At 69.9% G+C, this 15,392-nt stretch carries 9 protein-coding genes; 4 read left to right on the forward strand and 5 right to left on the reverse strand.

The window, feature by feature from the left end; all coding sequences use genetic code 11:
* Nucleotides 1-59: 59 nt before the first annotated feature.
* The 3 genes from ACSHV8_RS49315 (at nucleotide 60) to ACSHV8_RS49325 (ending at nucleotide 8,353) form a co-directional block, all read left to right on the forward strand.
* Nucleotides 60-1,613: an alpha-amylase family glycosyl hydrolase gene (locus ACSHV8_RS49315; RefSeq protein WP_436527401.1), complete on the forward strand. Its 1,554-nt coding sequence runs from the start codon at nucleotides 60-62 to the stop codon at nucleotides 1,611-1,613.
* Nucleotides 1,614-1,691: 78 nt separating this feature from the next.
* A complete protein-coding gene (locus ACSHV8_RS49320) occupies nucleotides 1,692-4,460 on the forward strand; it encodes a galactose-binding domain-containing protein (protein ID WP_436527402.1) in 2,769 nt (922 codons plus the stop codon).
* A gap of 71 nt (nucleotides 4,461-4,531) precedes the next feature.
* Nucleotides 4,532-8,353: a discoidin domain-containing protein gene (locus tag ACSHV8_RS49325; RefSeq protein WP_436527403.1), complete on the forward strand. Its 3,822-nt coding sequence runs from the start codon at nucleotides 4,532-4,534 to the stop codon at nucleotides 8,351-8,353.
* A 306-nt stretch (nucleotides 8,354-8,659) separates the two neighbouring features.
* Here ACSHV8_RS49325 and ACSHV8_RS49330 read toward each other — a convergent pair whose 3' ends face one another.
* A complete protein-coding gene (locus ACSHV8_RS49330) occupies nucleotides 8,660-9,682 on the reverse strand; it encodes a Gfo/Idh/MocA family protein (protein ID WP_436527404.1) in 1,023 nt (340 codons plus the stop codon).
* 97 nt (nucleotides 9,683-9,779) lie between these two features.
* On the reverse strand, nucleotides 9,780-10,655 hold the full coding sequence (locus tag ACSHV8_RS49335) for a hypothetical protein (RefSeq protein ID WP_436527405.1): 876 nt from the start codon (nucleotides 10,653-10,655) through the stop codon (nucleotides 9,780-9,782).
* Nucleotides 10,656-10,780: 125 nt separating this feature from the next.
* Here ACSHV8_RS49335 and ACSHV8_RS49340 point away from each other — a divergent pair, with 125 nt between their 5' ends.
* Nucleotides 10,781-11,602 (forward strand): methyltransferase domain-containing protein, encoded by an 822-nt coding sequence (locus tag ACSHV8_RS49340; RefSeq protein WP_436527406.1) that lies wholly within the window; start codon nucleotides 10,781-10,783, stop codon nucleotides 11,600-11,602.
* Here the strand turns inward: ACSHV8_RS49340 and ACSHV8_RS49345 are convergent.
* Genes ACSHV8_RS49345 through ACSHV8_RS49355 form a run of 3 tightly spaced genes read right to left on the reverse strand, consistent with a single transcriptional unit; the run spans nucleotide 11,599 to nucleotide 15,328 of the window.
* A complete protein-coding gene (locus ACSHV8_RS49345) occupies nucleotides 11,599-13,086 on the reverse strand; it encodes a glycoside hydrolase family 130 protein (protein WP_436527407.1) in 1,488 nt (495 codons plus the stop codon). The genes ACSHV8_RS49340 and ACSHV8_RS49345 overlap by 4 nt on opposite strands.
* Nucleotides 13,083-14,165 (reverse strand): glycosyltransferase, encoded by a 1,083-nt coding sequence (locus ACSHV8_RS49350; protein ID WP_436527408.1) that lies wholly within the window; start codon nucleotides 14,163-14,165, stop codon nucleotides 13,083-13,085. Before ACSHV8_RS49350 ends, ACSHV8_RS49345 begins: the two co-directional genes overlap by 4 nt.
* Nucleotides 14,162-15,328, reverse strand: a complete 1,167-nt coding sequence (locus ACSHV8_RS49355; RefSeq protein ID WP_436527409.1) for a glycosyltransferase — start codon at nucleotides 15,326-15,328, stop codon at nucleotides 14,162-14,164. Before ACSHV8_RS49355 ends, ACSHV8_RS49350 begins: the two co-directional genes overlap by 4 nt.
* Nucleotides 15,329-15,392 lie beyond the last annotated feature (64 nt).

Consider the following 15,392-nt stretch of genomic DNA (forward strand, 5'->3'; position numbering starts at 1 on the left):
CTGAGAAAGCCCATTGAAGCGCAAAAAATGCTGCAATAATACGCAGAAAGCGAGTTTTCGTGTCCGCAAAAGACAGTGCGTGGTGGCGCGACGCGGTCATCTACCAGGTGTACCCCCGGAGTTTCGCCGACTCCGACGGTGATGGCGTCGGCGACATCGACGGCATCCGGGCGCACCTGGGCCACCTCCGCGATCTCGGGGTGGACGCGATCTGGATGAGCCCGTGGTATCCGTCGCCGATGGCCGACGCCGGCTACGACGTGGCCGACTTCCGCGACATCGACCCGGCCTTCGGCACGCTGGCCGGGGCCGAGGCGCTGATCGCCGAGGCGCACGCGGCGGGCATCCGGATGATCGTCGACATCGTGCCGAACCACATCTCCTCGGAGCACAAGTGGTTCAAGGCCGCGATCGCCTCGCCGGACGCACCCGAGCGGGACTACTTCTGGTTCCGGCCCGCGTCGGAGGCGATGCCGACCAACTGGACCGGAGAGTTCGGCGGCACCACCTGGTCGAAGGCGCCCGACGGCTCGTGGTACCTGCACCTGTTCACCCCCGAGCAGCCGGACCTGAACTGGGAGCACCCGGACGTCCGGGCCGAGTTCGAGGACATCCTGCGGTTCTGGTTCGACCGGGGCGCCGACGGGATCCGGATCGACTCGGCCGCGCTGCTCTTCAAGGACACCGACCTTCCCGAGGTACGGGACGGGGAGCCCCACCCGTTCCACGACCTCGACGCGGTCCACGACGTGTACCGGGCCTGGCGCCGGGTCGCCGACGAGTACGAGGGCCGCGCGCTGATCGGCGAGGTCTGGATGCCGGACGTCGAGCGCTTCACGAACTACCTGCGGCCGGACGAGCTGCACGCGGCGTTCAACTTCGAGCTCCTCGGGTGCGCTTGGGATCCGTACCTGATGAAGGCTTGTATCGATCGGACCCTGGACTCGCACGCGAAGGTCGGCGCGCCGCCCACCTGGGTGTTGTCGAACCACGACGTGACCCGGCACGTCACCCGCTACGGGCGCGCCGACACCACGTTCAGCTTCGACAACAACCTTGACGGCACCCCGGTCGACCTGGAACTCGGCACGCGGCGGGCCCGCGCGGCCGCCCTGCTCTCGCTCTCGCTGCCCGGCGCCACCTACGTCTACCAGGGCGAGGAGCTGGGTCTCTGGGAGAACGAGAACATTCCAGAAGATCAAATTCAGGATCCGATGTACGTACGCCGTGGGCACACCCGGGACGGCAGCCGCGTGCCGATTCCCTGGGCGGGTGACGAGCCCCCGTTCGCGTTCAGCGCCGCCACCCCCTGGCTGCCCCAGCCGGCCGAGTGGAAGGACCGCACGGTCCAGGCACAGACCGGGGACCCCAACTCGATGCTCGAGCTGTATCGCTCGGCGATCCGGCTACGGCGTACGCAAAAAGCGGGTTTTTCCTGGTTGGAAAGGGGTGAAGGGGTTCTCGCCTTCACCCGCGGCGACGACTTCGCCTGCCTGCTGAACCTCTCCGGCGCTCCCGTTCCCCTGCCGGAGCACCGGACCATCCTGCTCGCCAGCGGCCCTCTCGACGGTGACCTCCTCCCCCAGGACACCGCGGTCTGGCTGCAGCTGTAGGCGATGGGCGCCTCCGGTTCCACCGCCGGGGGCGCCTGGAGAAATATCCGGGGGCTGGCCACACCAAGGAAGGGACCCATGGCCAACCGCACCGCCCCACTCGCTGTAGCAGCCGCCGTCCTCGCGGCTGCCGTCACCACGGTGGTGACCTGGCAATCCACCCCGGCGCAGGCCGCCGGACTGTCCCCGTTCGACGTCGCCGGGCGGGGCGCGACCGTGCCGTTCACCGAGATCGAGGCCGAGAAGGCCGCGACCAACGGGACGTCCACCGGCACCGACCGGACCTACGGCACGCTCTCCTCCGAGGCCTCCGGCCGGGAGGCGGTCACCCTCGACGCCGCGGGTGAGTACGTCGAGTTCACCCTGACCAAGCCGGCCAACGCGGTCACCTTCCGCTACAGCGTCCCAGACGGCAAGAGCGCCTCGCTCGACCTGCGCACCGGGTCCACGCTGATCAAGACCGTGCCGGTGACCTCGAAGTACAGCTGGTACTACGGCTACTACCCGTTCACCAACAACCCCGGTGACGGGCGGCCGCACCACTTCTACGACGAGGCCCGGGCGATGTTCGGGACCACGTACCAGGCCGGCACCAAGATCCGGATCCAGGTCAGCTCGACCGCGCAGTCGCCCAGCTTCACGATCGACCTGGCCGACTTCGAGAACGTGCCGGCCGCGATCGCCAAGCCGTCCGGCGCGATCGACGTGGTCGCCGACTACGGCGCCGACCCGACCGGCGCCACCGACTCCACCGCGAAGATCCAGGCCGCGGTCGACGCCGGGGCCGCCGCGGGCCGGGTCGTCTACATCCCGCAGGGCAACTTCACGCTCTACAGCCACGTGATCGTCGACCGGGTCACCCTGGCCGGGGCCGGACCCTGGTACACCGTGCTCGGCGGGCGCCACCCCACGCAGCGCAACCTGGCCGCCGGCATCTACGGCAAGTACGTCGGCCAGGGCGGCCCGAGCCAGAACGTCACCGTCAAGGACCTCGCGGTCATCGGCGACATCCAGGAGCGGGTCGACGAGGACCAGGTCAACGCGTTCGGCGGGGCCATGTCCAACTCGACCATCGACAACGTGTGGATGCAGCACACCAAGGTCGGGGCCTGGATGGACGGGCCGATGGACAGGTTCACCATCAAGAACAGCCGGATCCTGGACCAGACCGCGGACGGCGTGAACTTCCACATCGGCGTCACCAACTCGACCGTCACCAACACGTTCGTCCGCAACACCGGTGACGACGGGCTGGCCATGTGGGCCGAGAACACGCCGAACGTCGGCAACGCGTTCACCCACAACACCGTGGTCGCGCCGATCCTGGCCAACAACATCGTCAGCTACGGCGGCCGGGACATCACGATCAGCGACAACGTGATGGCCGAGACCGTGTCCAACGGCGGTGGCCTGCACGTCGGCAACCGGTACCCGGGTGTCCAGGGACCGACCGCGGTGGCCGGCACCTGGACGATGGCCCGCAACACCCTGATCCGCACCGGCAACTCCGACTACAACTGGAACTTCGGGATCGGCGCGCTCTGGTTCTGGCCGGACTCGGGGGCGATCAGCGGGGCGACCCTCAACGTCACCGACACCGACATCCTGGACAGCTCGTACTCGGCGATCCAGTGGATCGGCAACGGGACCAGCGGGCTGAACCTGACCAACGTGAACATCGTCGGTGCCGGCACGTTCGCTCTGCAGGCGCAGGCCCCGGCCACCGCGACGTTCACCAACGTCAAGGCCAGCGGGATCGCCCAGAACCCGCCGACCTACAACTGCACGGGCGCCGGGCTGGCGATCACCGACGGTGGGGGCAACTCGGGGTGGCAGACGGCGACGCCGTACTGCGGTCCGTGGCCGGCACCGAAGTGGGGCAACACGACCACGACACCGTCCAACCCTCCCACCTCGTCGCCGACGCCCTCGCCGTCGACCAGCACCACGCCGCCGCCGTCCAACGGCAACCTGGCGCAGGGCAAGACCGTGACCGCGACCTCGGCCAACGGTCAGTACACGGCGGCGAACGCGGTGGACGGCAACGCGGCCACCTACTGGGAGAGCGCGGGGAGCACGTTCCCGCAGACGTACACCGTGGATCTCGGCTCGGCTCAGACGGTCGGTAAGGCCGTACTGAAGCTGCCGGCAGGCTGGGAGAAGCGGACCGAGACCGTCGGGATCAGCGGATCCACCGATGGGTCTTCCTGGACCCCGCTGGCCGGGGCGACCGGAGTAGTCCTCGACCCGGCCGGCGGCAACACCGCAACCATCGGACTGCCGACCAGCACCGCCCGTTATGTCCGGCTGACCTTCTCGGCCAACACGGGATGGCCGGCCGCGCAGCTCTCCGAGCTGGAGCTCTATGCATCGGGCGGCACCACCACCAGCCCGACGCCGTCACCGAGCACTTCGACCACCCCCGCTCCGACCGGCAACCTCGCGGCCGGAAAGTCCGCAACGGCGACGAGCCAGGCCGACGTCTACGCCCCGGCCAACGTCACCGACGGCAACGCCAACACCTACTGGGAGAGCAGCAGCAACGCGTTCCCCCAGTCGGTCACGGTTGATCTCGGCCAGAGCCGGACGGTCGCGCGAGTCGTGCTCAAGCTCCCGCCGGCCACGGCGTGGGCGACCCGCACCGAGACCCTGTCCGTCCTGGGCAGCACCGACGGGTCGAGCTACAGCACGGTCAAGGTGAGCGCCGGCTACGCGTTCAACCCGGCGTCGGGCAACACGGTCACCATCCCGGTCAGCACCACCCAGCGCTATCTGCGACTCACTTTCACGGGGAACACCGGCTGGCCCGCGGGTCAGCTCTCCGAGTTCGAGGCCTACGCCTCCTGAGAAACCCCGGCGGGCGGCCATCCACCAGGTTCGCCCGCCGGTTCCCGAATGGCAGAAAGGTGCGCTCCCGCATGTCCAGAATCAGGCTCTTAGTGGCGGCCACGGCCGCCGCGAGCGTGGTCGCCGCCCTCGTCCACGCGCCGGCGGCACTCGCCGCCGGACCCAACCTCGCCGCCGGCAAGACCTTCAGTGCTTCGAGTTACACCGACGTCTACCCGGCCGGCAACGCCGGTGACGGCAACGCCAACACGTACTGGGAGAGCAACAACAACGCGTTCCCGCAGTGGCTGCAGGTCGACCTGGGCACCGCCACCCAGGTCAACCAGGCCGTCCTCAAGCTGCCGCCGGCCACCGCCTGGAACACCCGCACCGAGACGCTGTCGATCCAGGGCAGCACGAACGGCACCTCGTTCAGCGACCTGAAGTCGAGTGCCGGCTACACGTTCAACCCGTCCTCCGGCAACACCGTGACCGTGGACTTCACCGCGGCCAGCGCCCGGTTCGTGCGGCTGAACTTCACCGGGAACACCGCGTGGCCGGCCGGTCAGCTCTCCGAGCTGGAGGTCTACGGCCCGGTCAGCGGGGACAGCCAGGCGCCGAGCGCGCCCGGCAGCCTGACCTACACCCAGCCGGCCAGCGGGCAGATCCGGCTGAACTGGAACGCGTCCACCGACAACGTGGGCGTGACCGGTTACGACGTCTACGCCAACGGCGTGCTGCGGACCAGCGTCGCCGGCAACGTGCTCACCTACACCGACAGCCAGCCGGACTCGGCGACCGTGGCCTACTACGTCCGGGCCAAGGACGCGGCCGGCAACGTGTCCGGCAACAGCAACACCGTGACCCGTACCGGCGCGACCGGGGACACCCAGGCGCCGACCACGCCGGGCACGCTGTCCTACACGACGCCGGCCAGTGGGCAGATCCGGCTCAGCTGGGGTGCGTCGACCGACAACGTGGGCGTGACCGGCTACAACGTGTACGCCAACGGGACCCTCAAGACGACGGTCACCGGTACGACGTACACCGACAGCCAGGCCGACACCGCGACCGTCTCCTACTACGTGAAGGCGCGCGACGCGGCCGGCAACGAGTCGGCCGCCAGCAACACCGTGACCCGGACCGGCAACCCCGGCACCGGCACGAACCTCGCGGTCGGCAAGCCGATCGACGCCTCGTCGACGGTGTTCACGTTCGTCGCCACCAACGCGAACGACAACGACACGGCCACCTACTGGGAGGGTTCGGCCTACCCGGCGAACCTGACGGTCAAGCTGGGCGCGAACGCGAGCGTCTCCTCGGTCGTCGTGAAGCTGAACCCGGGCACCGACTGGGGGACCCGGCAGCAGACGTTCTCGGTGCTCGGCCGGGAGCAGTCCTCGTCGAGCTACACCACGATCGTCGGTTCGGCGACGTACACCTTCAACCCGGCCGGTGGGAACACGGTGACCATCCCGGTCTCCGCGACCACGGCCGACGTCCGGTTGTCGTTCACCGCGAACACCGGCGCGCCCAGCGGCCAGGTCGCCGAGCTGCAGGTCATCGGCACCCCCGCGCCGAACCCGGACCTGACCGTCACCGGCATCACGACCTCGCCGGCGTCGCCGGTCGAGACCGACGCGATCACGCTGTCGGCCACGGTCCGCAACGCGGGCACGGCCGCCTCGCCGGCCTCCAACGTCAACTTCTATTTGGGTACGACCAAGGTCGGCACCGCATCGGTCGGCGCTCTCGCGGCCGGGGCCAGCTCGACCGTCTCGGCGTCGATCGGCGCCAAGGACGCGGGCACCTACGCCGTCAGCGCCGTCGTCGACGAGGCGAACACGGTCGTCGAGACGAACGACGCCAACAACTCCTACAACAGCCCGACCAGCCTGGTCGTCGCCCCGGTCAGCAGCTCCGACCTGGTCGCCTCGGCGGTCTCCTGGTCGCCCGGCAACCCGTCGGCCGGTCAGACGGTCAGCTTCTCGGCGATCCTGAAGAACCAGGGCACCGCGGCGTCCGGCAGCGGCGCGCACACCGTGACGGTGACGGTCCTGAACGGGTCGACCACGGTCAAGACGTTCACCGGGTCGTACACCGGAACCCTGGCCGCCGGCGCCTCCTCGCCGTCGATCAGCCTGGGCACCTGGACCGCGGTCAACGGCAAGTACACCGTCCACACGGTGGTCGCCGTCGACACCAACGAGCTGCCGGTCAAGCAGGCCAACAACACCAGTGACAAGTCGTTCTTCGTCGGTCGCGGCGCCAACATGCCGTACGACATGTACGAGGCCGAGGACGGCACCACCGGTGGCGGCGCGGCCGTCGTCGGCCCCAACCGCACGGTCGGCGACCTGGCCGGTGAGGCGTCCGGCCGCAAGGCGGTCACGCTGAACCAGACCGGCTCGTACGTCCAGTGGACGACCCGCAACCCGACCAACACGGTCGTCGCGCGGTTCTCCATCCCGGACGGCACGACCAGCTCGATCAACGTGTACGTCAACGGCACCCTGAACAAGACCCTGCCGCTGACCTCGAAGTACGCGTGGCTCTACGGCAACGAGACGGCGCCGCAGAACTCCGGCACCGGGCCGCGCCACATCTACGACGAGGCCAACACCCTGCTGACCGGCTCGTTCCCGGCCGGCAGCACGATCAAGCTGCAGAAGGACTCGGCCAACAGCGGCAGCATCGCGATCGACTTCATCAACCTGGAGCAGGCCGACCAGATCGCCAACCCGGACCCGACCAAGTACGTGGTCCCGGCCGGCTTCGACCAGCAGTCGGTGCAGAACGCCCTGGACACCGCGCGTCAGGACAGCACCAAGGTCGGCGTCTACCTGCCCGCCGGCGACTACGCCACGTCGAACAAGTTCCAGGTGTACGGCAAGGCGCTCAAGGTCGTCGGCGCCGGACCCTGGTACACCCGCTTCCACACGCCCGACTCGCAGACCGAGACCGACGCCGGCTTCCGGGCCGACGCCACGGCCAACGGCTCGACGTTCGCCAACTTCTCGTTCTGGGGCAACTACACGATCCGGATCGACGGGCCCGGCAAGGTGTTCGACTTCGCGAACGTCTCCGGCATCACCATCGACAACATCTGGGCCGAGCACGTGGTCTGCCTGTACTGGGGCGCGAACACCGACAACATGGTGATCAAGAACTCGCGCATCCGGGACACGTTCGCCGACGGCATCAACATGACCAACGGCAGCACCGGCAACCTGGTCGACAACAACGACGCCCGGGCCACCGGTGACGACTCGTTCGCGCTGTTCTCGGCGATCGACGCCGGCGGCTCGGACGAGATCAACAACACCTTCTCCAACCTGTCGTCGACGCTGACCTGGCGGGCCGCCAGCGTCGCCGTCTACGGCGGCTACGCCAACACGTTCAAGAACATCTACATCGCGGACACGCTGGTCTACTCCGGCATCACGATCAGCTCGCTGGACTTCGGATACCCGATGAACGGCTTCGGCGCCAACCCGCCGACCGTCTTCGACAACATCTCGATCGTCCGGGCCGGCGGCCACTTCTGGGGCGCGCAGGTCTTCCCGGCGATCTGGATGTTCAGCGCGTCCAAGGTGTTCCAGGGGATCCGGGTCAGCAACGTCGACATCGTCGACCCGACCTACTCCGGGATCATGTTCCAGACCCAGTACATCGGTGGAAACCCGGTCAACCCGATCACCGACTCGGTCTTCACCAACGTCAGCATCACCGGCGCGCAGAAGAGCGGCGACGCCTACGACGCCAAGTCCGGCTACGGCATCTGGGCCAACCCGCTGCCCGAGGCCGGTCAGGGTCCGGCGGTCGGCTCGGCCACCTTCGCCAACCTCACCCTGAGCAACAACTACAAGGACATCGAGAACCCGACCTCGACGTTCACCATCAACCGTAACTAACCCTGTGTAGTCAGCACGCCTGTGCCCGCGGTCGCCGTCCGGCCGCGGGCACAACCATTTACCCCATATAAGTACGAGATGACCGGCCCGAACCCCAGCCGCGAACCACCACCACGGTCCGCGACGCCGCTTCCCACCGGGCCGCTAGCGCGCCGCCGCCACAGCGTCAGGCACGCGAGGCCCGCCCTGGCCGGCCTCGCAGCGCGCCGCGCGGTGGCCGGCTGGTGCTGAGGGTCGTGTTCCGGGCTTTTTACAGCCGTGAGCGCCAGCCGGCGACGGCGAGCCGCCGCCGGGGCCGGGCGTGCGTCAGAGGGTGACCGAGCGGCCCGTGGAGGCGCTGACGCGAGCGGCGTCGAGGACCTCCATGGCGCGGACCGTGTCCCACGGGTCGACCGGGAGCGGCCCGTTGCCCAGGATCGCGTCGGCCATCGCCGGGTAGAACGAGTCCCACCGGCCGCGGCAGCTCTCCACCGGGGCGCCGGTCGTGCCCCGCCACAGGTGGCCCCAGCGGTGCTGGTGCTCGATGCCCCAGCGGTCGCCCAGCTTGGCCGGGGTCTTGCCGGCCTTGAGCAGTTCCTCCTGGCCATCCAGCTCGGGGGAGATGAACGTGCCGGTGGTGCCGGTCACACGGAAGCGCGGGCCCGGACCGCCCTGGCGCCAGCTGCCCCACAGGTGCGACTCGACGCCGCTGAGGTGGTGCATGGCCAGGAAGAAGTCGTCGTCGAGCTCGGTGTCGCCGCGCATCTCGGCGTAGACCCGCTGGGCCGGCCCGTGCAGTTTCAGCGCCTGGTCGACGAGGTGCGAGCCGAAGTCGAGCAGCGTGCCGCCGCCGGCCGCGCCGGGCAGACGGTCGGGCGCCCAGCGTTCCATCCGGGACTCGAAGCGGCGGATCGTGCCGAGCGAACCGTTCTCGATCAGCTTGCGGATGGTCAGGTAGTCCGAGTCGTAGCGCCGGTTCTGGTACACGGTCAGCGGGACCTCGGCCGCCTCGGCGGCCTTGACCAGCTCGCGCGCGGTCGGCGCGTCCAGCGTGAACGGCTTGTCGACGACCACCGCGAGCCCGAGCCGGATGGCTTCGAGGGCCAGGTCGGCGTGGGTGGCCGCGGGCGTGGAGATGCTGACACCGCGCACCCCGTCGGCGGCCATCGCGGCCAGCGAGTCATACGTCCCGACGCCGGGGAGCTGCTCCGCGACCTGCTTGCGGCGCTCCTCGTCGGTGGTGACGACACCGGCGAAATCGATGTTCGCCGCCGACGCGATCAGGGGGGCGTGGAAGATCCGCCCACCGCTGCCGTACCCCACCAGCCCGAACCGCACCTGCTCGATCATGCCGGAAGTTTTTCACATCGATTGCCGGACCGTTACGGGTGCACCCGGCCGTTACTTGTGATAACGGCCGCATGACGTGGCGTCACGAAATGTGGTATCAGCGGCGCAGTCCCAATGCGGCGCGCACCACAGTCCCGGCCGGGCGCAGGATCTCGTCGCGCAGCCAGCGGCCGGTGACCGCGATCCCGCGGAACAGCGCGCCGAACGTGTACCGCCAGGTGAACGCGACGGCGATCCCGATCGGCCGCAGCACGAAGCGGTAGATCACCCGGGAGGCCCAGCCGATGGCGAGTCCGATCGGGCGGAGAATCCAGCGGTACGTGGCCAGGACAGACCAGGCGACGGCGAGCCCGATCGGGCGCAGGATCCACCGGTACGCGGCCAGGGCCGTCCACCCGATGCCCAGGCCGATCGCCCGGATCAGCCAGACGACGGCCAGCCCGGCCGGGCGCAGGATCCACCGGTACGACGCCTGCGACGCCCACACGATCGCCTGCCCGAGCGGGGTGAGCACCCACCGGTAGAGGGCGATCAGCAGCCACGCGCACCCCCGCCCGAGTGGCGCCAGCACCCAGTTGTAGACGAACCGCCCGACCGGCAGCAGCACCCACCGCCCGAGCAGGACCAGCACCGCGACGACGGCCATCGCGACCGGCCGCAGCAGGTGACGCAGCAGCATCCGGAGAACCCAGGCGACCCCGGTGACCAGGGCGGCGGCCGTCCAGCGCAGCGCGTGCCAGATCGGCAGCAGCACCCATTGCAGGATCTGGCGGACCAGCCAGAGCAGCGGCGCGAGCAGGAACGTACGCATCAGCCAGCCCAGCGCCCGCCCGACCGGCACCAGCACGAACCGCTTGACCAGCACCGCCAGCTCCCAGAGCAGGCGGAAAGGGAACACCACGATCAGGGCGATCGCCCGGATCGGCCAGGTGATCCAGGCCGGCATCTCGGGCGCCGGCTGGGGTGTGGTCATCGTGGGCTCCTCGTTCACAAGCGCCTCACGGTACTGGAACGGATCAAAAGAAAAGCAGGTGGAGCCCCCTGTCGGATGGATGACGAGGACTGCGCATCGCTGTGTGCCCGGAGAACAATCGCGGCATGGAACCCGCTCAGAAGGAACGTACGCCGTTCTCCGACATCGACGGCCTGACGACCGAGATGTCGGAGGTCGTGCTGGCCGCGCTGATCGAGATGGGCCGGCACCCGGAGATCCGGCGGGTGCGCCGCACCGGGTTCGACGCGCTCAAGCCGGCTCTCGGCGCGCGGGTGCTGGACGCGGGTTCCGGGAACGGGGAGATGGCCCGGAAGCTGGCGGCCGAGGTCGGCCCGCGCGGCGACGTGATCGCGCTGGACCAGTCGGCGGCGATCAGCGCGGTCGCGGCCGCCCGGCACGACAACAGCAACGTGGAGTACGTGACCGGCGACATCGGCGCGCTGGCCCTGCCCGACGACTCGGTCGACGGCGTGTGGTGCGAGCGGGTGCTGCAGCACGTCGACGACCCGGATCAGGCCATCGACGAGTTGCGCCGGGTGACCCGTCCCGGCGGCCGGATCTGCCTGATCGACACCGATTGGGAGTCCCTGGCGTTCGACGGGGTTCCGCGTGCTCTTCAGAACACCCTTTTGGCGTACGCGGGTGGCCACTTCATGCCTCCGGCCCGGGACATGGGCCGGACCCTGCGCCGCCGGCTGGTCGCGGCCGGCCTGTCCGGCCTGACCGCGACCCCGGTGACGTGCCTGTTCGGCAGCCCCGACTCGGCCGCCGTGGTGCTCCCGATGGTCAATCCGCGCGTCCCGGCGGCCGCCTGGCGGACACCGCCGGGACTACGTGAGGAGTGGCTGGCCCACGTCGAGGCGGCCGGCGCCCGCGGCGACTTCCTGGCCGTCCTGACCATCTGGGTCGTCGCCGGGGTCGTCTAGCGCTCGATCGGGACCATGCGGTGCAACAGGCGGTCGAGCGGCATGCTGGCGAAGCTGATGCGGACGTCGCTGGACGCGTAGGGCAGCCAGAACCGCCCGTCGTGCACCATCCCGCCGCAGGAGTAGAGCACGTTCGGCACGTACCCCTCGCGTTCGATCTCGTCCGGGTCGATCAGGCCCTGCGGCAGGTCGGCGATCACCCGCGACGGGTCCTCCAGGTCGAGCAGCATGGCCCCGATCGCGTACCGCCGCATCGGCCCGACGCCGTGGGTGAGCACGAGCCACCCGGCCTCGGTCTCGATCGGTGACCCGCAGTTGCCGACCTGGATCAGGTCCCAGCCGCGGTGCGGCACGAGCAGCGGGCCGGCCGGCTGCCAGCGGTGCTGGTCGTCGCGGACGGCCAGGCCCAGCGTCTCGCCGTCGGAACGGCAGAGCGCCATCTTCCGGCCCTTGATGTAGCGCGGGAACAGCGCCATCCCCTTGTTCCGCGCGGCCGGTCCGTGCAGTGCGGTCACCTCGAAGTGCCGCAGGTCGCGGCTGTAGATGACCCGCCCGGAGATGTTGAACCCGTCGTACGCGGTGTAGGTGGCCTGATAGGCGGGCCGCCCGTCCGGGTCGATGACCTGCACGAACCGCGCGTCCTCCATGCCCCGGCTCTCGCTCGGGGTGGCCGGCCAGAGCACCCGCTGGTGCAGCGGCATGGTGGCCGGGAAGGTGACCGCGTAGTCGTCGCCGACGATCCGCCGGATCAGGTCCATCGTCATCGGCGTGGTCGGCCGGGCCGCCAGCTCGTGCGGCAGGTGGCTGAGGATGTCCTCGAACTCGGCGTCGTCGTACCGGTCGGGCAGGGCGTTGAGAATGTACGCGGACGCCTCGTTGTCGATGTCCTCGTCCCCGAGCGCGGCGAAGAGCTGGTGTTTCATGTGCTTGGCGCCGACCCGGGTGCCGATCGCCAGCGGACCCTCCCGGTCCTCCAGCCGGATCGACGCGCCCGGCCCGAGGATGACGCTGCAGAACCCGATCGACGAGATGTGCCCCTCGCCGATCTGCCGCAGGCTCAGCGCCGCCCGCAGCTCGCCCGGGGCCAGGTCGCTCTGGTCCGGGTGCGGGATGATCGACGGGTTGCAGAGCGCGGCCGCCTCGACCGAGAACTCGTGGCTGAAGTAGGCCCCGATCAGCGTCCGAGCCTGTGGCGAGAGCTCGATCTCGGGTGGCACGCGGTGCTGGACGACCTCGTAGTGGTGCTGGAAGACCGACAGGATGTCGTGATGCCGCCCGGCGAAGCGGTTCAGCACGTCGTCCAGCAACGTGGTGATGTCGGTCTCGTCGAGCTGGAGCATCCGCTCGATCATGCAGGCGGCGCGGTTGTGGGTGGCGTGGGCGTCCTCGCCGGGCACGAACAGTTTGACGACCACACGGCGTCCGTCGGGCTGCATGGTGATGTTGTGGCGGGTGATGTCGGTCGAGTTCACAGTCGCTGTCACGCTGGACCGCCTGACGGTCGGGTCGCGCTCCGGCTCGCCAATGTGCGGGCATGCTGCAGCGTGGAGACGAGCGCGAGGGTGGATTCGGCTCCTTGATTCAGATTAGGGCCATCAACCGTCAATCCGTCACAACAACCGCAAGTCTCGCTGTCGTACATCACCGTTCCGGTGTCGTTGTCGCCCAGGAACCACGCGATCGACTGAAACAGCGGGGCGTCCCAGCGTTCGTCGCCGGTGACCGCGGCGGCGGTGGCGCAGGCGTCCGCGGTGGCCGCCGCCTCGATCGGCTGCTGGTCGTAACGGTGCTTGGGTACGCCGGGGCGCCAGCCGCCGACCGGCACGGTCGACAGGTGACCCTGGTGCTCCTGGGTGTCGCAGAGCCAGGCCAGCATCCGCAGCCCGTCGGCGAGCAGTGCCTCGTCGCCGAGCAGGTCGCCGGCCGCGATCACCACCTCGGCCAGCGCCGGGTTGGCGTAGGTGAGCTCACGCTCCGGCCACCGCCAGTCCGGGTCGGAGCCGGGCAGCCCGATCACCGTGGCCGCGTCGCCGAGCAGCTCGGCGGCCTCCCGGTCGCGCGGGTCGGCCCGCAGCACCTCGGCCGCGCCCAGTCCGGCGAAGGCCATCGCCCGCGGCCACGGGGAGCGGCGGCGGGCGCCGAGGCGGAAGGCGTGCCGGGCCTCCCGCCGGATCCACCCCGAGCCGGAGCGGGCCGCGGCCGTTCCCAGCCCCCACAGCGCCCGGCCCCACCAGTCGCCCAGCGACGGCTCGTCCAGCCAGCGCCGGTCGTAGCTCATCCGGTTGCGGAACGCGCCGTCGGCGTCCTGCGCGTGGGTGAGGAAGGCCAGGTAGCGCTCGGCCGCCCGGAGCACGTCGGGCGCCGGGGCGGGTTCGCGGCTGACCACGAGCAGGCCGCGGGAGACGTCGTCGACGCAGTAGCCGTGCTCACGCCGGGCGATCGCGTTCCGGGCGTGTTCGAGCAGACCGGTGTCGTCGGAGAGCCGCAGCACGTGGTCGAAGCGGGGTTCGGGAACGTCGGTGAGCCGGATCGGCGGCGGAATCAGCCGCAACCCCTGGCTCATGCGGGGACGGTGGCCGAGGCGAGCGGCGCGCGGTCGGCCAGCAGCCGGGCGGCCAGGGACTGGTACCGGGCGGCCACCGCGGGCCAGCGCAGGGTCGGCCCGCCGGCCAGCCCGGCCAGCCGCCCGGGAAGCCCGGGTTCGGCCAGCACATGCCGGATCGCGCAGGCCATCGCCTCCGGGTCCTGGTGCGGCACGAGCAGCCCGGGCCCGCTGGCCAGCAGTTCGACGGCGTGCGGGAACTCGGTCGCCACGACCGGGATCCCGGCGCCCACGGCCTCGATCAGCACACCGGAGGTGACCTGCTCGGTCGAGTCGTACGGCAGCACCACCGCATCGGCCGAGCGGATCAGCCGGGACAGCTCGGCCGGCTCCAGGTACGCGTCGACCCAGCGTACCGAGTCGGTCACGTCCAGTTCCTCGGCCAGGTCGACGAGCGACGACCGGTACACGTCGCCCTGCTGTTCGAGCACTTTCGGGTGGGTCCGCCCGGCGACCGTGTAGATCGGGGCCGGTCGCAGGTCGGCCAGCAGCGCCAGGGCCCGCAGTCCCCACTCGATGCCCTTGCCCGGCCCGAGCAGTCCCCAGGTGAGCAGGTTGGGCCGGTCGTGGTCCTCCCGGGGCACCCCGGCGTGGCTGGCCGCGCCGTGCGGGATCACCGTGATCTTGCGCGGGTTCACGTCGTAGTTCGCGGTCAGCCGCTGCCGGGCCGTGTCGGTCATGGTCACGATCGCGGCGGCCAGGTCGGCGATCTGTTCGAGGACGGCGCGTTGCAGCGCGTCGGGCTGGGTGAGGACGGTGTGCAGGACCACGATGGCCGGGTTCTTGAGGGCGCGCAGCAGCGGCAGGACCTCGGCGCCGGCGTCACCGGGGTAAATGCCGTACTCATGCTGGATGATCGTCACGTCGAAGCGGTTCAGCGCGGCGGCAGCGCCGGTCCAGCCGCCGGGGCGGTCGGTGTGCCAGGTGTGCACGACGCGCGGCGCGGCCCGGTCGAGTGCGATTCCGCCACTGGTGTTGTCCTGACTGAGCAGGCGCACCACGCCGGATCCGACGGTCGCCCCGGGCGTTCCGGCGGTCAGGTGCGTGGCGAGTGCGGCATTGAATGTCGCCAAACCACATTGAGTGGGCGGATACGTACTCAAAAACCCATATGTCGCGGGCATGACTGGCCTTTCTCTCTTTGGCCGGCTGCCTCCCCGCAGCGCGGACACCGCGCGCGGGCATCAC

The organism is Actinoplanes sp. HUAS TT8 (assembly GCF_051380535.1).
GTDB lineage: Bacteria > Actinomycetota > Actinomycetes > Mycobacteriales > Micromonosporaceae > Actinoplanes.